Here is a 20,971-nt window from a genome sequence, read left to right on the forward strand (position 1 = left end):
CTTATGCAGCAAATAATAAATTTTCTTATTCGCAATAAGAACAATATCTTATTCTTGTTGCTGCTCGGCTTTTCCCTGTTTTTAACTATCCAGGCTCATTCCTATCAAAAAAGTAAATTCATCAGCTCCGCAAATTTTCTGAGTGGAGGGATCTACAGCTGGACCAGCAATATCAACGCTTATTTCAACCTGGAGGAATACAACAATCGTTTGCTGGAAGAAAACCAACGTCTGCGTACCCGCCTGGCTACCTACGAGGACACCTTACTGATCAAAGATTTTAAAGACACCACTTCTTATGAAGGGCATTACACCTTCAAGGCAGCCGAAGTGATCAATAACAACTACGCCAACAGAAATAATTACCTCACCTTAAAAAAAGGAGCAACTTCTGGTGTAGAAAGAGACATGGGAGTGGTTACCAGTAAGGGAATTGTGGGAATAGTAGAAAATGTGTCTCCACGTTATTCAACCGTAATCTCTATTCTGAATTCAAATTCCCGGATCAATGCGCAGCTCAAAAAATCAAACCATTTTGGAACGCTTGTTTGGAACGGCGATGACCCTAATGTGGTTCAGCTTATAGATGTACCTGCAATTGCCCCTGTATCAGAAGGCGATACCATTATAACCGGAGGACGATCACTTATCTTCCCTAAAGGTCTTCCTATTGGAACGATAAAGGATTATAACACTGATCAGAGTGAAAGCTACTACACTATCAACATCAGCCTGTTCAATGATATGACCAATATTGGATATGTGTATATCATCGACAATACAGAAAAAGAAAATGTTGAGGAACTTCAAGATCTAAACAAGGATGAATAGTGTGATCATATCAAATACGCTCAGGTTTATCCTACTCCTCCTTCTACAGGTGTTGTTGCTCAATAACATCAATTTCATGGGGTACATAAATCCGTACCTGTACGTGCTTTTTTTGATCCTCTATCCATTTAACGGAAATCAGACTCTTTTTCTTTTGCTCAGTTTCCTGCTGGGATTGGGTGTAGATGTTTTTGAGGACAGTGGAGGCATCAATGCTGCCGCATGCCTGGTAGTGGCATACATACGGCCTGTACTCCTTCGGTTTTCATTTGGGGTGAGTTACGATTATCAAACCATAAAATTCTCAAGCACCCAACCGGGTTCGCGAATAAGTTATATCGCGATCATGGTCTTTGTGCACCATTTTGTTCTGTTTTTGCTGGAGTTCTTCAATTTTGCACATTTCTTGCTACTACTTAAGAAAACACTTTTTTCAGGATTATTTACAATAATCCTTGTGTTTCTAACGCTAGCACTATTTAACGGAAAGAAAAGATGAGAAGGATTTTACTCTACATAATAATTATTACCTCAGGACTCATATTTGTAGCCCGGCTGTTTTATCTGCAGATCCTGGACGATTCCTTCGTTGGCCTTTCGGAAAACAACGCCATTAAAGTAGTATATGATTATCCGCAGCGGGGCTTTATTTTCGACAGGAACGGAAAATTGCTCGTGAGTAACCAGCCTTCTTATGACGTGATGGTGATCCCCCGAAACCTGAAGCCTTTTGACACTACTGAGTTCTGCAAGATCCTGAATCTTACTCCGGAACAGTTGGTGACCAGGCTTGATAAAGCTAAAATATATTCTCCCCGACTACCTTCAGTAGTGGTTCCCCAGCTTACAAAAAGTGAATATGCCTATCTGCAGGAAAAAATGCGGAAATACGAAGGCTTCTACATCCAGAAGCGATCACTAAGGGATTATTATACTGAACATGGAGCCAATATACTTGGATACATCACAGAAGTGAACCAGCGTATAGTAAATGAGAATCCTTATTATATATCCGGAGACCTTATTGGCCGACAGGGAGTAGAAGGTTATTATGAGGAACTGCTCCGCGGAGTGAAAGGTGTAAAGTACATCCAAAAAGACCGTTTTAACAGGGATATTGGCCCCTATAAGGATGGAATTTACGATACCCTTCCAAAAAAGGGAAAAGATCTTACTATCACAATAGACGCTGAGCTTCAAAAGTATGGAGAGATGCTAATGAAGAACAAGCGTGGTGGTATCATTGCCATTGAGCCTGCTTCGGGTGAGATCCTCGCAATGGTAACTGCTCCAAATTACGATCCTGCACAATTGGTGGGAAGAAAAAGATCTGAAAACTTCACTAAACTTTGGCTTGATTCCATAAGCAGACCCTTATATGACCGCGCGCTATTGGCAGAATATCCTCCCGGATCTCCGTTTAAAACTATCAATGCTCTTATAGCATTACAGGAAGGAGTGGTCACTACTCAGGACCGGTTCTCCTGCCAGCAGGGATATTACTACGGAAGAGGTAGAAAACTGGGATGCCATGCCCACCCCGGACCTTTGAGCATGATTCCGGGAATAGCACATTCTTGCAATGCTTATTTCGCAAATGTGTACCGCCGTATCGTCGAAAAGTATCCTACCCCTCAAGAAGGAGTCGACACCTGGGCGAATCATTTGAAAAGCTTTGGTTTGGGAGGTTATTTAGGATCTGATCTTTCAACAGGAAGACCGGGTAAGATCCCTACCTCGGAGTACTATGATAATATTTACAACTACCCAACTTACAAGTGGTTTTCAACTGCAACTATTTCGAATGCTATTGGGCAGGGAGAAGTTTTAATGACCCCAATTCAGTTGGCCAATATGACCGCGGCCATTGCAAATAAGGGATGGTACTATACGCCGCATATTTTAAAAGAAGTTGATGGCAATCCTATTAAAAAGCCGGAGTTCACTGAGAAAAAATATACCACCATTGAAGCCCGTCATTTTGAACCCGTTATTGAAGGGATGCACCAAGTGTACAAAAGCGGTACAGCTTCAGCACTCGGAGTGCCGGGAATTGAAATAGCCGGTAAAACGGGAACAGCCGAAAACTTTACCAAGATCGACGGAAAACGGGTACAGCTTACTGACCATTCTATCTTTATTGCCTTCGCCCCTGTTGATGATCCAAAAATCGCTTTGGCTGTGTTTGTTGAGAATGGATATTGGGGAGGTCGCTACGCCGGTAGGATCGCCGGACTGTTAATAGAAAAATACCTGAAAGGAGAGATCACCCGTAAGGATATGGAAGACTGGATCATGACACACAGTTTGGAAGACGAATATGCCAAACCCTACAGTGGGCAACCTTTTAAAATCAATCAGTAAGAATGTCCAAAACCATTTCGCAGTTCGACTGGCTGACCATTTTGATCTATTTTTTACTGGTTGCAATCGGGTGGGTAAATATCTATTCTGCTTCATTAGATGACGCCTCCACCTCTTTTTTAGACCTTGACCAGATCTATGGCAAGCAGATGATGTTTATCCTGCTTAGTGTGTTTCTTATAGTCATACTGCTATCTCTCGAAGCAAAATTCTATGAACGCTTCGCAAGTGTTATCTATATCTTTTCCCTGATTTCCATTCTCGGTCTCTTTTTCTTCGGAAAGACCATCAATGGAGCCACTTCCTGGTATGCTATAGGAAGCTTTACCCTTCAGCCCGCCGAATTCGCTAAAGTTGCAACAGGATTGGCATTAGCCAAGTTTATTGGGGATATACAAACAAATATCAGGAACCTGGGAGACCAGTTCAAAGCATTTATCATTATTGCTCTGCCTGCCCTTATTATACTTCCGCAACCAGATGCGGGAAGTGCCATGGTATATGCCGCTTTCTTTTTCCCACTATACCGGGAAGGGCTTTCAGGGGTGTATTTGATCGCCGGGGCCACGGGGGTACTGGTCTTTGTGCTCACCCTGGTATTCAGTCCCTGGTGGGTTTCCAGTGGCGCACTCATCGCTATCCTTCTCCTCTATTTTTTCAGAAAGAAGAAACGTCCCGGAGCTATAGCCTACCTCAGTATTTTAATAATGGTGGTATCGCTTTCCTTCTCGGTAGATTACATTTTCCAAAATGTCTTCGAACAAAGGCACAGGGACCGTTTTAATATTGTTCTTGGAAAAGAAGTGGACAACCGCGGAATTGGATACAACACCAACCAAAGTGAGATCGCTATTGGCAGCGGAAGCTGGTTTGGAAAAGGTTGGACCGAAGGCACCCAGACCAAAGGAAATTTCGTGCCGGAACAGCATACAGATTATATTTTTAGCACCGTGGGTGAAGAGTGGGGATTCGTGGGCAGCGCCGTAGTGATCTTGCTTTTCGTCTTTTTGATGTTGCGCATTCTTTACCTCGCCGAGCGCCAGAAATCGCAGTTTAATCGTGTCTACGGTTATAGTGTGGCAGGAATTCTATTCGTCCATTTCTTTGTCAATATCGGGATGGTAATTGGTGTTCTACCAACTGTTGGTATCCCGTTACCATTCTTCAGCTATGGAGGCTCCGGACTTTGGGGCTTCACCATTCTCCTATTTATCTTCATCAAACTGGATGCGGAACGTATGTCGTTCTGGTAAGAATCAGGGTTCAATTATCAATAAACAATTATCAGAGAGTTATCTTTCAGCTTTCTGAAGGGTTTCAAAAAAGGGAATAAAAAAACCTTCCGCTTCGCGAAAGGTTTTTTCTTTTTATCTGTATTTAAACCTAGTTCTTGATCTGTGCGATCTCAGACTTTTTGATATTACTCATCTTCATATCCTCCAGCACATTCACAGCCTCTTCCATATAAAGGTCACTGCTAAGGCTTTCATGCCATCTCTCCCTCTTTTCAGCCAATATAGTATCTACTGTGAAAAGTTCCTTTTCATAAGGCAGGGATTCAAAGGTTAGGTTCGACTTGTATTCAGACAGTTTATTGAATTTCTCCGCCTGTTTTTCATTAGACTCCATTTCTGCACGATAGTCTTCAAAACTTAGTGGGAAAGTATGATTATTACGTTGGTCTCTTATCCATTCAGCATTCTCGCGAATAAGATTGATATATTCATTGTTTGCCATTCTCGCCTGGCTGTTGGCCAGTGCATCTTCGAAATCAATGTACCCGTCCCAAACCTGATAATTCGCTGCTTCGATTTGATCCCATGGTAATGGGTTCTTCTGATCTTTCTCACCTATGTCTATAAAGCTGTATCTGTCCGGAACTACCACATCACTCTTAACTCCTTCCAACTGGGTAGAACCTCCGTTCACCCTGTAGAATTTTTGTGTCGTAAGCTTTAAAGCACCAAGATCTCCAAGGTCATTGTTACGCACCCAACGGTTAAGGTCCAGCACGTTTTGCACGGTTCCTTTTCCGTAGGTCTGCTTACTACCAATGATAACCGCTCTTTTATAATCCTGCATCGCGGCGGCCAGAATCTCTGAAGCCGAAGCTGACAATTCGTTCACAAGGATCACAAGTGGGCCATCCCACAAGATTGAAGGATCTGTATCTTTTAGAACTTCCTGCCCTTCCAGTTTGGATTTAACCTGTACAATTGGTCCTTCTTTAATGAATAGACCGGCAATATCAACTACTGTTTTAAGAGATCCACCTCCGTTATTACGCAAGTCGATCACTAAACCATCCATACCTTCTTTTTTAAGACGGATTATCTCTTTTTTCACGTCAGAAGCTGCATTTCTTTCGGAATAATCTTCCATATCAAAATAGAACTTCGGAAGGTTGATCACTCCGTAAAGCCTGTCATTCTTTTCTACCATTGCAGCTTTAGCGTAGGTCTCTTCGATCTCAACCACATCACGGGTGATCACCACGTCCTCTATAGTCCCATCAACCTTTCTAAGGGTAAGGGTAACTTTAGTTCCTTTTGGGCCTTTTATAAGGTTCACCGCATCGTCCAGGCGCATGCCTACCACGCTCACGGCTTCTTTCTCATCTTCTTGTTTCACGCGAATGATCTCATCTCCCACTTCTACCTCTTCGCCTCTCCAGGCAGGTCCGCCGGAAATGATCTCCACTATCTTCACATTATCATTCTTCTTTTGAAGACGGGCACCAATACCTTCAAGCTTACCGCTCATGGCCATATCAAAACGATCTTTATCCTGAGGGGCAAAATAATAGGTGTGCGGATCAAATTCTTCTACAATAGCATTAACATAGATCGAGAACCAGTCTTTACGTTCAAGATCATCACTAAAGTCGAAGTATTCTTCCATGGAAGAAAGGGTAAGTTCCCGTGCTTCGGCTTCCAGTTCTTTATCAGATTTGGCTTCGTAGTCCGGATCGTTCTCCAGCTCCATTTTCTGTTCCTGTTTCTTGTCGTAGAAATTGGCAATGGTCGTAAACTTCAGTTGCTTTCTCCATCGCTCTTTCATTTCTTCTTTACTGGCAGCATAATTCTGGTTATCATAATCGGTATCCAGAACCTCCTTTTGGTTAAAGTCAAATGGCTGTGCCAGGATCTCCTGGTACATATCTTTCGTTTCCGCCATCCTTTTTACCAGTCTTTCATGAGTCAGATCAAAAAAGCTGATCTCCTTGTTCTTGATTTGATCATCGATCTGATCTTGATATTTCTGGAATTCTTTAATATCACTGGCATAGAAATACCTTTTTAGCGGGTCAAGCGCCTCGAGGTAATCCTTATATACTTCTCTTGAAAAAGAGTCATTAAGGTCTTTTGCATCGTAATGACCATTCTTAAGAACATACGAGATCAATTCGATCAGGGTTTTGTCTTTATTGGGGTCATTGAATGTCTTCGTCGTGAAACTGCAAGAAGCTGCGGCAAAGAGCAACACCAGTACCAGTAATTTATAATTCCTTCTCATTATGCTACGTATTTTCATCATTATTATTCACGTAATTACATTAAAAACTATGCCAACCTATGCACAGCCGCATCATATTTGTTAAAATACGAATATAATGCTTTCCTCAGGAAATTGGTTTAATTTAGCATCCATAAAATTTTCACAAATGTCGCAGGAAAAGCCCCTTATTTTAGTAACAAATGACGACGGAATAACGGCCCCCGGGATCAGGGCATTGATCGAGGTAATGAAGCAGATAGGAGAGGTAATCGTAGTGGCTCCCGATAGTCCGCAGAGCGGAATGGGGCATGCGATCACCATTAGTGATACTCTTTTTTGCGATCCGGTAACTGTTAAAGAAAGTTTTAAGCATAAAGAATATAGTTGCTCGGGTACTCCGGCAGATTGTGTAAAGATCGCCACCCAGGAGATCCTGCATAGAAAACCGGATCTTTGTGTGAGTGGTATCAATCACGGCTCGAATTCTTCCATCAATGTAATTTATTCGGGTACCATGAGTGCCGCAGTTGAAGCCGGAATTGAAGGTATTCCCGCCATTGGTTTTTCCCTGCTGGATTACTCACTGACTGCCGACTTTGAACCAGCGAAGAAGTATGTGAAGAGAATCACCCGACAGGTACTAAAACACGGACTTCCAAAAGGAGTGGTGCTCAATGTAAACCTTCCTAAACTTCCGGAATCTAAAATAAAAGGAATCAAAGTTTGTAGACAGGCCAACGCACGCTGGGAAGAGGAATTCGACAAGCGCACGAATCCGCAGGGCCGGGATTACTACTGGTTGTCAGGAAAATTTGTCAATGAGGATGAGGGAGAAGACAGTGACGAATTTGCCCTTTCCCAGGGGTATGTTTCTGTAGTTCCCATTCAATTTGACCTTACCGCCCACAAATTTCTGAGAGACTTAAATACCTGGGATCTGAATGATTAAAAAAGAGATATTTATCGGCTTCCTCACCGGGATCATTTCCAATATTATCGGGATCATTGTGTATATATGGATCTTTTCTGATATTTCGCTTTATGACACCCTGGAAGAATCACTCATAAATGGCTTTTTAGGCACCCTAATCACAGCAGGCGCGATCCTGAACTTTTTACCCTTTTTTGTTTTCCTCAAAAAGCAGCAGATCTATCGAGCCCGCGGTGTTTTAATGGCTTCTATTTTAGCCGCACTTATTATAGGAATTCTAAAATTCGTAGTCATTTAGGCATGAAGTACTATATAATAGCAGGAGAAGCATCTGGTGATCTGCACGCCTCAAACTTAATGAAGGCGCTTAAAAAAGTGGATCCAGATTATTCCTTCAGATTTTGGGGCGGCGATCTAATGCAACAGGAGGGCGGTAAACCGGTTAAACATTACCGTGACCTGGCATTTATGGGTTTTGCCGAGGTCATTATGAACCTCCCCACCATTCTTGGAAATCTCTCCTTTTGCAAAAAGGATATAGAAGAATTTGAGCCTGATGTGATCATTTTTGTGGATTATCCCGGTTTCAATCTTCGAATTGCCAAATGGGCGCGAAAAAAGGGATACAAAACACATTTCTACATCTCTCCGCAAATTTGGGCCTGGAAGGAAAACCGCATAAAAGACATCCGCCGGGATGTGGATGAGCTTTATGTCATTCTTCCGTTTGAAAAAGAATTTTACGAGGCAAAACACAATTATCCGGTGAACTTTGTTGGTCATCCGTTGATCGATGCCATTTCTGACCTTCCGCCGGTAGATGTCCAAAAATTCAGGCAGGAATATGGTCTGGATGATAGACCCGTGATCGCACTTTTGCCCGGGAGTAGAAAACAGGAGATCTCAAAGATGTTAGAGATCATGCTGAGTATCACCGAAGATTTTAAAGATTATCAATTCGTTATCGCCGGTGCACCGAGTCAGGAAGAGGATTTCTACAACTCCTTCATCAAAAAGAAGAATGTTCACCTGGTGATGAACCGCACCTATGACCTGTTAGGAATTTCAAAGGCGGCCCTGGTAACCTCGGGAACAGCCACATTGGAAACAGCTTTGTTCAAAGTTCCTGAAGTTGTGTGCTACAAAGGTAATTTCATCTCTTACCAGATCGCAAAAAGGATCATTGATCTTGATTTTATTTCCCTGGTAAATCTCATTATGGACCGGGAAGTGGTGAAGGAATTGATACAAAACGATTTCAACAAAGAGAATCTAAAAAAGGAACTCCACAAGATCCTTGAGGAGGACCATCGAAAAAAGATATTTTCTGATTATTACGAACTGGAACAAAAATTAGGCGGTATGGGTGCCAGTGAAAAAACCGCGAGGCTTATTTATGAGAAGATCAGTTCTAATGAGGGTTAGGTTATTCTTTATTTTGTTCCCTCTATTTCTTGCGTCCTGTGGTAGTCACCGGCAGGCGATCTCTTCGGTCCCCAATGAACCGGAAATTCAGAAGGAAGTTGTTACAGAAGAACCTGAATTCATACAGGAAGAAACTTATAATACTGAGGTTGAGAACTACGACGAAGATCGAGTTCCCCTCGTCCTAGAGCATGCCCTCGGATTTTTGGGAACCCGTTACCGGTATGGCGGCGCTTCTGCCGAAGGAATGGACTGTTCGGGTCTTGTTAACACCGCTTTTCTGAAGGAAAATATCGTGCTCCCGAGATCTTCCAGGGAAATGTCTTTGGTAGGAACCAGGCTGAATATTGAAGAACTGGTGCCGGGAGACCTGGTTTTCTTTGACACCGGCAAAAAAAGAAAAGTAGTGAACCACGTGGGCCTGGTCACTGAATTGGCTGACAACAGGATCTATTTTATTCACTCCACCACCTCTCGCGGAGTGATCATTTCCAGTCTTGATGAGGCTTACTGGAAGGAACATTTTATCATGGCACGCCGCATAGAATAATTCATTATCTTGGTTAAGACCTTGATAATGAAACCTCTCAACACAACATTGATCAAATTAACCCTGATGTTCCTGGGAGGTATCATCACCGGCTTTTTTCTGGCCATTCCTTTATTTTACCTGTTTTCATCTCTCTCTTTATTCCTACTTCTCTTACTGGTTACTTTTCTGAGGGCCAAAAAAATGCTTTTTCAGGATCATTCCTTCGGAATGTTCAGCCTGTTGCTATTTTTCTTCCTCGGAATTTTCTGCACCAATCTCCATCTTCCGGAAAACCAGAACACTCATTATATTCACCAGATTTCAGCTGAAAAACCACAACACCTTTTAAAGCTAAAAGTTTCCGAGGTACTAAAACCGGATGCTTATAACAGAAAGTATATAGCCGAAGTTCTTTCAATAGATTCCAAACCTTCCGAAGGCAAAATCCTTGTGTACAGAAAGCTGATTCCACAGGATTCGCTGCAAACCGGGAACATTTTCTACACTTTTGGCAGCTTAGAAGAAATACCCGCTCCTCTTAATCCGCACCAGTTCGACTACCGGCAATACATGGCAAACAAAGAAGTTTTGAAGCAGATCAAACCGGACCCTAATAAAGTTATCACCATTGAAAAAGAGGAAAATATCAGCAGCCTTGCCGCGCAATGGAGAGCAACTATTACAGAAAAACTGTCCCAAAACGGACTCCAAAAGGATGAACTCGCAATCGTTCAGGCGCTACTATTGGGACAAAAACAGGACCTTTCCCCCGAAGTCTACAGAAATTTTGCGGCTGCAGGAACCGTTCATATTTTGGCAGTTTCGGGTTTGCATGTGGGAATCATTCTTCTCATTCTCAATTGGCTCTTCGGGCCTTTGAAGCGCAGCAAAAAAGGTAAAATCCTTTCGGCTGTATTTATCATCATATTTCTTTGGGGTTTTGCACTCTTAGCGGGTTTTTCACCTTCGGTAGTCAGGGCAGTGACCATGTTCAGCTTTATAGGCCTGGGCATGCAGATCAATCGCCGCACAAGCACGGTTAACTCGGTTTTCCTGTCTCTACTTGTTTTGCTGATGATAAGACCTCAGTTCATCTTTGAACCCGGTTTTCAGCTCAGTTATATGGCCGTACTTTCAATTGTGCTGATTCAACCGCGGCTCGCCCGATTGTGGCAGCCAACAAATGTCTTTTTATCCTATTTCTGGAGTTTGTTGACCACCACCCTTGCTGCTCAGATTGGGGTGCTGCCTCTAAGCCTGTATTATTTTCACCAGTTCCCGGGCCTGTTCTTTCTTTCGAACCTGCTCATTCTTCCTTTTATGGGAATCTTGCTCTCCGGGGGAATCCTGCTGGTGATCCTGTCCTTACTGGACCTGTTACCTCCATATTTTATGGAAGCTTACAGCTGGCTAATAAAACAAATGACAGATCTAGTGCAGTGGATCGCGCAGCAGGATTTCTTTATAGTTTCAGAGATCGCCTTTAACAGGTGGGAACTTTTTGGGTTTTACATTCTTATCATCCTGGGAATTGTGCTGTTGTATAGCTTTAACTATAAAAATCTACGGACTTTTCTCTTCGGAATAATCGTACTACAATCTTTTTACCTCTACAGCAGCTCAAGAACTTCTGAAGCCTTGATCTTATTTCATAAATCAAACAATACTATAATAGGGATTCAAAAAGGGCAAAAACTTGACCTCTTTAGTCAGGAGGAATCATCAACGGCCGCAATGATCACAAATTTCAGAATTGGGGAAGATCTTGACAGTCTTAGTGCCAATCCCTTTCGGAATGTATATAGCCACAAAGGAAAACTACTGCTGGTACTGGATTCTGCTGCTGTGCAACCGGCCATCCCTTCAGGAGTCGATCTTTTACTACTTTCAAAAAACCCAAAGATCAACCTGGAAAGGACATTGCAGTTCTATACTCCTGAATTAATACTCGCCGACGGGAGCAACTATTGGAATTCGGTAAAAAGATGGGAAGCCACCTGCAGGAAATACGGAATCCCCTTTTACTACACCGGTGAAAAAGGGGCTTTTAGGATAGAATAGATCTACTGAGAAACCTCAAAGGTGTTCTCGAAATCTTCAGAATATTTCTGAAAGGCTTCAGCTGTATTGATTTTCTTATATTCTTCTCCCACAAAAAGCTTCAAAAACACCTCCAGTTGATGAGGAGTCCGATAACCGGGAATAGGGCCCAAGAGGTTCCCTTTTTCATCGAAAAACACGAGACTGGGATAGGCCTTTATTTTCATTGCAGAAGCAAATTGATGCTGACTGTTACGGCCTCTTCTGTTAGGATCGTGATTTGGATTGCCAAAGGTCATATCCCGGTATTGGATCTCTTCAGTTCCTTCAGCATTAAATTTTACAGGGTAATAATTCTTGTTGATGTATTGAGCCACATCCTTATTGGAAAAAGTGTTTCTATCGAGTAATTTACACGGGCCACACCAATCGGTATAGGCATCCATAAATATCTTTTTCGGCTCCTTTTTCTGAGCTTTCAGCGCTTCATTCATGCTCATCCATTTGATCTCCTGTGCATTTACCGCAGCTGTGACCGTAATAAATAGGAAAAGGAAGCTGAGTAATATTCTGTGCATATCGTTTTTCTTTCTCTTTGGCAAAAACTATTCCGAAGTTAATTAAAAACACCCTTCCGAAGAAGGGTGTTAAAACAGTTTTATAAATTTTGTTACCTCACACCGTGCATCAGTTTCTTGATCAATGGATGTAACATGATAGCAAGTAATCCCAACGCCATAGGTACGATGGTAAAGATCAAAAAGAAAGTAGTCATGTCATATTGGGCGGTAATCTTGTCGATATTCCCTCCCAAAACACCTGCAAGTTTGTTTCCAATCGCAATGGCCACGTACCAGATCCCGAACATCATGGCGATCATACGTCCCGGAACCAATTTACTGATATAGGACAAAGCCACCGGGGAGAGACACAACTCACCCAATGTATGGAACAGATATGCGAACACTAACCAGATTAAACTAACCGAGGCTACCTGTGCCCCTGCTTCGATTCCTGTAGAACCGAGAGCCAATGAGCCAAAACCGACTCCAAGTAAAATAAGACCTAAACCGTATTTTGCAGCCGCACTGGGATTATACTTACTTTCCCACCATTTAGAAAATAAAGGCGCAAAAACAATAATAAACAGAGAGTTGAGTATTAAAAACCAGGTAGCAGGAATCTCCAGCTCATTTTCATTTATTTTTTTCACCTTTCCTCTTACTATTGTTGAGGAAATACCTTTTTCTTTGTCGGCTTTCCTGATTTCTGCGGCACTTTCCTCGTCGAGATAAACAAAACTTCCCTGCTTATCTACATCATATAAAAATACCTCATCACCTTCTTCCAAATCTACAGGTTCAATAACTTTGGTGCTTTGATCGACCAAACGATCAATAGGTTTTACATCTGTAGACTCAGTAACCGCAGCATATGCAAAAACAGGTTCACCAGTTTCTTCATTTTTTACCTGTTGTTGGGTCTCTTCATCCATTACAGGCGTTTCCACAGTTTGATATTCTATGATATAGGATGAAGAATTCAAATCGCGGTTAATCATCCAGAAAATAATGGCCCAAATAATTACGAAACTAAATCCTAAAATAATGTTTGAAAGGGCATACTTCTCAAAAGTTTTCCGAAACAGCTGAACCAATACCCATGTAATAATTGCCACCGGAACTATGGTAATTATAATATTCACAATCAAAAATATGGTTGCATAATCGCCCGTCATGATCCTGTTTGTATAGTCATTTGCGAAAATGGTCATAGAACCACCTGCCTGTTCAAAAGACATCCAGAAAATAACGGTAAAGACGGCAAACATGATAATTGCGAACATTCGATCGCGAACCACTTTGGAATATCTGAAAATTCTGGATACGAGCAGGACAAAGAAGAGCACTAAACCTACAATGATAAAACTGTTGGAATAATCGTTACCGTCGATGTTCAGAATATTAACTCCACTGATCTTAGCCACCGGATCATTAATAATCCAGATGATTCCAATTAGAGCGGAAAGCACGATCAGTGTGATATCAAAAACGGTAAATGGATTTAATTTATCGCCTTCAAATTCCAATTTTTCAGATTCTTTTTCACCTTCCTCATTAACCACAGGTTTCTTTCCTACTTCACCAAAAATACCTTGTGCAAAATAGAATTGAAGCATTCCCAGGAACATAAATACCCCGGCAAGACCAAAACCATAATGCCATCCCACTTTTTCACCTAAATATCCACACAACATGATTCCGAGAAAGGCTCCCGCATTAACACCCATGTAAAAAATAGTATATGCGCCATCTTTCTTTTCCGGCACGTCACGGTACATATGTGATATAATGGATGTAATATTTGGTTTAAAAAATCCATTCCCAACAATTAAACAGCCGATCCCAATGTACAGGAAAGCGTGTATAGATTCCAATGCCATAGAAGCGTGACCGAGGGTCATAATAAAAGCTCCAATGACTACCGCCCAGCGGTAACCTATATATTTGTCGGCAATATACCCACCTAAAATCGGGGTGAGATATACCAGAGCGGTATAAGTACCATATAATGCCAATGCATTTTCTCTGGGCCAGTCCCAGCCACCAAATCCAAGGGAACTAATGAGGAAAAGTACCAGTAAGGCCCGCATTCCGTAGTAACTGAATCGCTCCCACATTTCCGTAAAAAACAATACGAAAAGGCCTGCAGGATGCCCAAGGACTTTGGACTTAAAAAAGTCCGGATTATTTGTTGTCGTTACTGTGTCTGCCATCTTTATGATGTGTTAATTCGTTATCACCCAATTCAAATTTTTCCTGTTGTGGAAGCTGCTTTTCCTGGTCTTCAACCCCGTGAGTAAGGCGCTTAAGTGGTTTCAATAACAGAAGAACTATTATACCAAACAAGGCTGTGAATATGGTAATGGACAGGAAGGTTATGAATTCCCTGTCTGTTTGTACTTCATCAATTATAAATACCCCTGAATAAGTATCAGAATCCTCATCCATCTTGAACTGGAAAGTAACATGATAAGGATTTTCCTGACTCACTTCCTCTTCATTTAAAATGCTAAGTATCTCATTTTTCTTTTCTGAAAGTTCGAATTGTACAAGATCCAGTACAGATTCATTGTTAGCGATACCTACAGCCTCGAACTCTCCGTCTTCAGGATAAATAAGAGCTTTGATCTTAAAGTCTTCTCCTTTTTCAAGAGCTTCAGTATTTGATTCAAGGAATGGTGCAACTTCTGATGGAGCAGCTGAAAGTTCAATATTGATCGGCTCACTTTGAGATGCTTCCCCAACAATACCGGCCACTTTGTTCCCCAAACCTGTCGCTGCAAAATATACCCCCATCATAAGAGAAGCATATTTCACCGGTGCCAGTTTAGTAATAAAGGAAAGTGCTACCGGAGAAGAACAAAGTTCTCCAATGGTATGAAGCAGGTAAGCCAGTACCAGCCAGTACATTGCTGATTTTTCAAATCCGGGTTGATACTCTTTTGCAGCAAAAGCCATAAAAATGAATCCAAGTCCCATAATGATCACCCCAGTTGCCATTTTAAAGAGGGAAGAGGCTTCTTTGTTGTGTAATTTCCGCCTTGCCCAGAAGTTTGCTACCGCCACTCCAAAGAGGATAATAAACATGGCGTTCAATGACTGGAACCAGGTTGCAGGTACTTCATTCCCGATCAGCGGCAATGAGAAGCTGAAAGTTCTTTCAGTCTTTTCAAGAGCATAAATGTTCATTAATCCACCGGCTTGTTCAAAAGCACCCCAAAATACGATCACCAGGATGAAAGAAAGCAGCATTACTACATAACGGTCTTTCATTACCTGCGAAGTAAGATCTTTATACACCATGAGCATCATGGCAGTCACGAGGGTAAGGAAAATGAACAGAAGACCGTATGGTAAGGACTCGGCTACCAAATAATAGATCGACCCTATCATAAGTATTGAGGTAATAACCAGCTGTACCGGAGATTTAAAAAGATCTTTGAAAAGATCTCCAAAAGAGGCTCCCTCATCCTGCTCTTCTTTGGAAAGAATATTTCCAACACTCACCAGATATTTCTGCCCCCAGAGGTAAACGATCAAACCTAAGGCCATTGCGATTCCTGCGAGTCCAAAGCCCCAGTGCCAACCTATCTCCTCACCCACATATCCTACGATCAAACTTGAAAGGAAAGCTCCCAGGTTGATCCCTATGTAGAAAATGGTGAAACCCTTATCTCTTCGAATGTCTCCTTCTTTGTATAGACCTCCTACCATTGTCGAGATATTTGGCTTAAGCATTCCAACTCCAGCGATGATAAGACCAAGACCAGTGTAAAAGGCCCACATGGCCTCTACCGCCAGGATCCCATGACCGGCCACCAGGACGATACCTCCCACAAGAACCGTTTTCTTCTGCCCCAGTAATTTATCGGCAATAATTCCTCCGGGAATTGATGCAACGTACACAAGCATAGTATACCATCCGTAGAGAGCGATAGCTTCGGCTCCGGACCATCCTAGTCCTGCGTTCCCGCCGGTGGTGGCACTAACAAGGTAAAGAACAAGGATTGCACGCATTCCGTAGTAGGAAAAGCGCTCCCACATTTCTGTAAAAAATAAAACGTATAATCCTACCGGATGTCCAAAAAGCTCTTTTTGAGCTGTAGGTGTCGCTGAATTTGCCATTATAGGGATAATTTAGTGTTAGGGTTAATTTCTAAGTGATCTTCAATAAAATTGGTCATGAGCGTGAACAGGTGCAGACGGGTATTGCCGCCATAGATCCCGTGGTTTTTATCTGGATATATTGCCCAATCAAATTGTTTATTAGCCTGGATCAATGCCTCTATCATTCGCATTGAATTCTGTACATGCACATTGTCGTCTCCCGTACCATGAACGATAAGGAGATCTCCTTTAAGCTTTTCTACATGATTTAGCGGAGAATTCTCATCGTATCCTGAAGGATTTTCCTGCGGAGTGTCCATATATCGCTCTGTATAAATAGAATCATAGAACCTCCAACTGGTAACGGGTGCCACTGCAATCGCCATTTTAAAGACATCATTGCCCTTCAGGATCGCATTAGACGCCATAAATCCGCCATAGCTCCAACCCCAAATTCCCATATTGTCCTGATCTATATAATCCAGCTCGCCCAGTTGTCTGGCTGCCTGAATAAGATCGGCAACTTCATACTTACCGAGTTCATTCTGGGTGATCTTCTTAAAATTAGATCCCTTGTAACCTGTACCGCGCGGGTCAACAGCAACTACGACATAACCTTTGTTTGCCAGTAACTGGAACCAGTAATCGTTGGAGCTGTAAAATGAATTAGAAACAGTTTGAGAACCCGGTCCTGAATATTGCACCATGAATAATGGGTATTCCAGAGAAGCATCAAATTTAGGAGGCTTCATCATCCACATGTTCAGATCATTTCCATTGACCGATATGGTGGAAAATTCTTTGGAAGTAAATGTATAATCAGCAATCTTATTCAACAGGGCTGTGTTGTCTTTGATCTTTCTTAGCAGCTTTCCGTTCTTCGCCAGGTGAAGCGTGAATTCATAAGGCGTGGTAGCACTTGTAAAACTGTTGATGAAGTAGGTAAAATCAGCACTGAAATCGGCACTGTTCTGGCCTGTCTTTTCAGTAAGCTGCTTCTTGTGTTTCCCGTTGGTTCCAATGGAGAATACATCCCTGTTGATGCTTCCGTTCTCGGTACTCTGGTAAAAAACCGTTTTCGTTTTTGGGTCAAGTCCGTAGTAGTTGGTCACGTCCCAATTCCCATCAGTCACCTGCTTCAGAAGTTTCCCTTCTTTGTTGTAAAGGTAAATGTGGTTCCATCCATCTTTTTCGCTGGTCCAGATAAAACTGTTGTTATCCAAAAATGTCAAATTATCGGTGACATCCACATAAGCATCATCAGTTTCGTTCAGCACCACTTTAACCGAATTTTCTTTGGCACTCACGAAAAGAAGGTCCAAAACATTCTGGTGGCGGTTCAATACCTGTGCGCTCAATACTTCAGGATTATTCGTCCACTTTATCCGTGGAATATAGAAATCTGAATAATCACCAAGTTCTACTGCAGAATTTTCTCCTTTTGCAACATCATACAGGTGCAGTGATACTTCGGAATTCTTTTCACCCGCCTTCGGATATTTAAAGGTGGTTTTTGAAGGATACAGGTCCTGTCCATAGATATCCATTGAAAATTCAGGAACTTCAGATTCATCAAATTTCAGATAGGCAATTTTTTCACCCGTTGGGTTCCAGTGAAAAGCTTTCACAAAGGAGAACTCTTCTTCATACACCCAATCTGTGATCCCATTGATGATCTTATTTTTCTCTCCGTCCTCAGTTACTTTTGTAAATTCTCCTGAAGCCAGTTCTTTGATCAGAATATTATTATCCAGCACGAAAGCCACTTTTTTACCGTCAGGTGAAAGCGTTGGCTCCTGTATCTTGTGTTCACTTATTTTCTGAAGTTCTTTACTCTGCAGGTCATACACGTAAAAGATTCCGCGGGTAGAATGACGATAAATAGACTCCAGTTCCGTTCCAAGAATGAGCTTGGTTTCGGTGTCATTAAATTGAAAATCGGTGAAATATGCAATTTCCGGAAGGTTAGCACTGCTTAAGATGGTGCGGGTCTTTTCTCCGGATTCATAAGAGTACACATCTATTGTGGAAGTACGGGTGGCTCTGTCAAAATTAAGGATCACATACTCCTTTCCATTGTTCAACGACTGCAGGGATTGCAGGTATTCCTGTCTAAAGGTCCCATTCCAGATTTCGTCAAGAGTGATTTCTTTTTTTTGTGCAGAGACTAACGAAGTGGCCGTTAGCAAGAAGGCAAAAAGCCTAAAGGTCAATTTCATCCTATACTGTTAAAAAAATGCTTGCCAAGTTTACTAAAAATTCGTCTAAAAAACAGGTTTTTCAGTGTTAAATCCTAATAAGATGTTAAAGAAAAATGGCTGTTCTTACTTCTGAAAAAAGTAAAAAAACAGAGGTCTTGAAAACCAGCAGAATAGAAGAGGCATAATTCTGCCACATATTTTCGAGTAATTGTATCTTTGATCTTCCAAATTGAATATGATGATCGACCCAATTTCCGGTTTTTCAAAGCTCAGCAAGCACGAAAAGATCGAATGGCTTCACAGCACCTATTTAAAAGATTCTGAAAATGCCTATCAGATCCTGGAACAATACTGGAACCAGGACCAGCAACTGCAAAAATTGCACGAAGAGTTCACTGAGAACACTTTATCCAACTATTACCTGCCTTTTGGCCTCGCCCCTAATTTTTTGATCAATGATTACCGCTACGCCATACCTATGGCTATTGAAGAGAGCTCGGTAATTGCCGCGGCCAGCAAGGCGGCCAAATTCTGGGGTAAACATGGTGGATTCAAAGCAGAAGTACTTGGCACCAAAAAAATAGGGCAGGTTCATTTTCTTTTCCACGGAAAAAAGGAGAAGCTATTTGCCTTTTTTGAAGAGGTAAAACCGGTGTTGCTTAAGGCGGTGCAGCCGCTTGTAAAGAACATGGAAAAACGCGGCGGCGGAGTTTTAAATCTGGAAGTGCGTGATAAGACGGAAGAGCTCGAAGGCTACTACCAGCTGCACTGCACCTTCGAAACGAAGGATTCTATGGGAGCCAATTTTATCAATTCCTGCCTTGAGCGTTTCGCAGAAACCTTTCAGGAAGCCGCAAAAGAGAATTCCGCTTTTTCAAATACAGAGAAAGAGATTGAAGTCATTATGAGCATCCTGTCAAATTACGTGCCGGAGTGCCTGGTGAGAGCAGAAGTGTCGTGTCCTGTTGAACAACTTGCCGATCATCATTTGAGCGGACAGGAATTAGCCGATAAATTTTTACAAGCCATTCGCATAGCTGAAATTGAACCATACCGGGCTGTTACCCATAACAAGGGGATCATGAACGGAATTGATGCCGTTGTCCTCGCAACCGGTAATGATTTTAGGGCGGTAGAAGCCGGAATTCATGCCTACGCTTCCCGAAATGGTAGATACAGCAGCCTTTCTCACGCTGAAGTCGAGAACGGAATTTTCAGGTTCTGGATGGAAATTCCGCTGGCCCTGGGAACAGTTGGAGGCTTAACGGGATTGCACCCACTTTCAAGAGTGGCACTGGAAATTCTGCAAAGACCTTCCGCCGAAGATCTTATGAAAATTGTTGCTGTTGCCGGACTGGCGCAAAACTTTGCAGCCGTACGTTCCCTGATCACCACGGGAATTCAGCAGGGACATATGAAAATGCACCTCATGAATATCCTGAATCAGCTGAAAGCTACTCCTGAAGAAAAAGAGGCGCTCACCAAATACTTCAAGAAGCACAACGTCTCCCACAGTGCGGTCGAGGAACAACTAAAACTTCTCAGAAGCTAATGCAAAAATATTTTAGCCACGGGAAATTATTGATCACAGGAGAATATGTGGTACTAGATGGGGCTACTGCCCTGGCCTTGCCCACCAAAAAAGGACAAAGTCTGGAGGTCGAAGAGATTGACCGGCCGGTTATCGAATGGAGGAGCCTGGACCATAATGGAGAAACCTGGTTTGAAATTGAATTTTCTCTGAAAGATATCTTTTCCGAAGAAAATAAGATCCCTCACAGGAAAGATCTCACCACTGAAGAGAGATTGACGAGCCTGTTAAAGACAGCGGTGAGATTGGAATCCCCTATTCTTTCAGAGCAAAAAGGTTTTAAAGTAATCACCAGTACAGATTTCCCATTAGATTGGGGACTTGGCACCTCTTCCACCCTGGTTGCGAATATCTCAAAATGGCTGCAGGTGGACCCTTTTGACCTGCTGGAATCCACTTTTGGAGGCAGTGGTTATGATGTGGCGGTCGCAATGGAAGGGAAACCCATCACGTACCAGATCCATGGTGACAACAGAAGTATTCTCACTACTTCTTATGACCCGGAATTTAATGATTCCCTTTTCTTTGTCCACCTGAACAAAAAGCAGAATAGCCGGGATTCGATCAATTACTATAGAAGCAGAGATACCGAAGATATCAACACGGCGGTTGAAAAGATCTCCTCACTAACACATCAGGCAATATCCTGTACCAGCCTTTCAGAATTTGAGTTGCTGCTTGAGATCCATGAGAACATTATCTCTCAGCTTACAGGCTTAAAAAAGGTAAAAACCGAACTCTTTCCGGATTATCCGGGTGCCATAAAGAGCCTTGGAGGCTGGGGTGGCGATTTTTGCCTGGTTACAGGTGACGAATCAAAACTGGATTACTTCAGGAGTAAGAGCTATAATACCATCATTCCTTACAAGGAGATGATCCTCTAACTAT

The 20,971-nt window shown here is 42.3% G+C and carries 15 protein-coding genes and 1 pseudogene; 11 read left to right on the forward strand and 5 right to left on the reverse strand.

Annotated features, from left to right (window positions below; translation table 11 throughout):
• The first annotated feature begins 3 nt into the window (after positions 1-3).
• Genes mreC through rodA form a run of 4 tightly spaced genes read left to right on the forward strand, consistent with a single transcriptional unit; the run spans position 4 to position 4,448 of the window.
• Positions 4-831, forward strand: a complete 828-nt coding sequence (gene mreC, locus ACNORC_RS00165; RefSeq protein WP_418333551.1) for a rod shape-determining protein MreC — start codon at positions 4-6, stop codon at positions 829-831.
• Complete coding sequence (locus ACNORC_RS00170) at positions 824-1,330, forward strand: rod shape-determining protein MreD (protein ID WP_418333552.1); 507 nt, start codon at positions 824-826, stop codon at positions 1,328-1,330. Before mreC ends, ACNORC_RS00170 begins: the two co-directional genes overlap by 8 nt.
• Positions 1,327-3,195 carry a penicillin-binding protein 2 gene (gene mrdA, locus ACNORC_RS00175; RefSeq protein ID WP_418333553.1) on the forward strand — a complete coding sequence of 623 codons (1,869 nt, stop codon included), beginning with the start codon at positions 1,327-1,329 and terminating at the stop codon, positions 3,193-3,195. The genes ACNORC_RS00170 and mrdA overlap by 4 nt, the downstream gene beginning before the upstream one ends.
• Positions 3,196-3,197: 2 nt before the next feature.
• The gene (rodA, locus tag ACNORC_RS00180) at positions 3,198-4,448 is read left to right on the forward strand and encodes a rod shape-determining protein RodA (protein ID WP_418333554.1); all 1,251 of its coding nucleotides are present in this window, start codon (positions 3,198-3,200) and stop codon (positions 4,446-4,448) included.
• 130 nt (positions 4,449-4,578) lie between these two features.
• Here the strand turns inward: rodA and ACNORC_RS00185 are convergent, their stop codons facing one another.
• Positions 4,579-6,711, reverse strand: coding sequence for a carboxy terminal-processing peptidase (locus tag ACNORC_RS00185; RefSeq protein WP_418333555.1), 2,133 nt, complete (start codon positions 6,709-6,711; stop codon positions 4,579-4,581).
• A gap of 148 nt (positions 6,712-6,859) precedes the next feature.
• Between ACNORC_RS00185 and surE the strand changes: the two genes are divergently transcribed.
• Genes surE through ACNORC_RS00210 form a run of 5 tightly spaced genes read left to right on the forward strand, consistent with a single transcriptional unit; the run spans position 6,860 to position 11,642 of the window.
• A complete protein-coding gene (surE, locus tag ACNORC_RS00190; RefSeq protein WP_418333556.1) occupies positions 6,860-7,642 on the forward strand; it encodes a 5'/3'-nucleotidase SurE in 783 nt (260 codons plus the stop codon).
• Complete coding sequence (locus ACNORC_RS00195) at positions 7,635-7,922, forward strand: hypothetical protein (protein ID WP_418333557.1); 288 nt, start codon at positions 7,635-7,637, stop codon at positions 7,920-7,922. Before surE ends, ACNORC_RS00195 begins: the two co-directional genes overlap by 8 nt.
• A gap of 2 nt (positions 7,923-7,924) precedes the next feature.
• Entirely contained in the window at positions 7,925-9,049 is a 1,125-nt protein-coding gene (gene lpxB / locus ACNORC_RS00200) for a lipid-A-disaccharide synthase (protein WP_418333558.1), read from the forward strand.
• Positions 9,021-9,599, forward strand: a complete 579-nt coding sequence (locus ACNORC_RS00205; RefSeq protein WP_418333559.1) for a C40 family peptidase — start codon at positions 9,021-9,023, stop codon at positions 9,597-9,599. The genes lpxB and ACNORC_RS00205 overlap by 29 nt, the downstream gene beginning before the upstream one ends.
• Positions 9,600-9,626: 27 nt before the next feature.
• A complete protein-coding gene (locus ACNORC_RS00210) occupies positions 9,627-11,642 on the forward strand; it encodes a ComEC/Rec2 family competence protein (RefSeq protein WP_418333560.1) in 2,016 nt (671 codons plus the stop codon).
• Positions 11,643-11,644: 2 nt separating this feature from the next.
• Here the strand turns inward: ACNORC_RS00210 and ACNORC_RS00215 are convergent, their stop codons facing one another.
• The 4 genes and pseudogenes from ACNORC_RS00215 to ACNORC_RS00230 all read right to left on the reverse strand — a co-directional run bounded on the left by ACNORC_RS00215 (position 11,645) and on the right by ACNORC_RS00230 (position 18,510).
• Positions 11,645-12,199, reverse strand: a complete 555-nt coding sequence (locus ACNORC_RS00215) for a thioredoxin family protein (protein ID WP_418333561.1) — start codon at positions 12,197-12,199, stop codon at positions 11,645-11,647.
• 92 nt (positions 12,200-12,291) lie between these two features.
• On the reverse strand, positions 12,292-14,397 hold the full coding sequence (locus tag ACNORC_RS00220; protein ID WP_418333562.1) for a peptide MFS transporter: 2,106 nt from the start codon (positions 14,395-14,397) through the stop codon (positions 12,292-12,294).
• 517 nt (positions 14,398-14,914) lie between these two features.
• Positions 14,915-16,309 (reverse strand): annotated as a pseudogene (locus ACNORC_RS00225) (peptide MFS transporter); the annotation flags it as partial.
• The gene (locus ACNORC_RS00230) at positions 16,309-18,510 is read right to left on the reverse strand and encodes a S9 family peptidase (RefSeq protein WP_418333563.1); all 2,202 of its coding nucleotides are present in this window, start codon (positions 18,508-18,510) and stop codon (positions 16,309-16,311) included. The gene ACNORC_RS00230 and the pseudogene ACNORC_RS00225, both read right to left, overlap by 1 nt.
• A gap of 220 nt (positions 18,511-18,730) precedes the next feature.
• On the opposite strand from ACNORC_RS00230, the gene ACNORC_RS00235 reads away from it, so the two are divergent.
• Positions 18,731-20,044, forward strand: coding sequence for a hydroxymethylglutaryl-CoA reductase, degradative (locus tag ACNORC_RS00235; protein WP_418333564.1), 1,314 nt, complete (start codon positions 18,731-18,733; stop codon positions 20,042-20,044).
• Positions 20,044-20,967 carry a GYDIA family GHMP kinase gene (locus ACNORC_RS00240; RefSeq protein WP_418333565.1) on the forward strand — a complete coding sequence of 308 codons (924 nt, stop codon included), beginning with the start codon at positions 20,044-20,046 and terminating at the stop codon, positions 20,965-20,967. Before ACNORC_RS00235 ends, ACNORC_RS00240 begins: the two co-directional genes overlap by 1 nt.
• Positions 20,968-20,971 lie beyond the last annotated feature (4 nt).

The organism is Salinimicrobium soli, from assembly GCF_048323655.1.
GTDB lineage: Bacteria > Bacteroidota > Bacteroidia > Flavobacteriales > Flavobacteriaceae > Salinimicrobium > Salinimicrobium soli.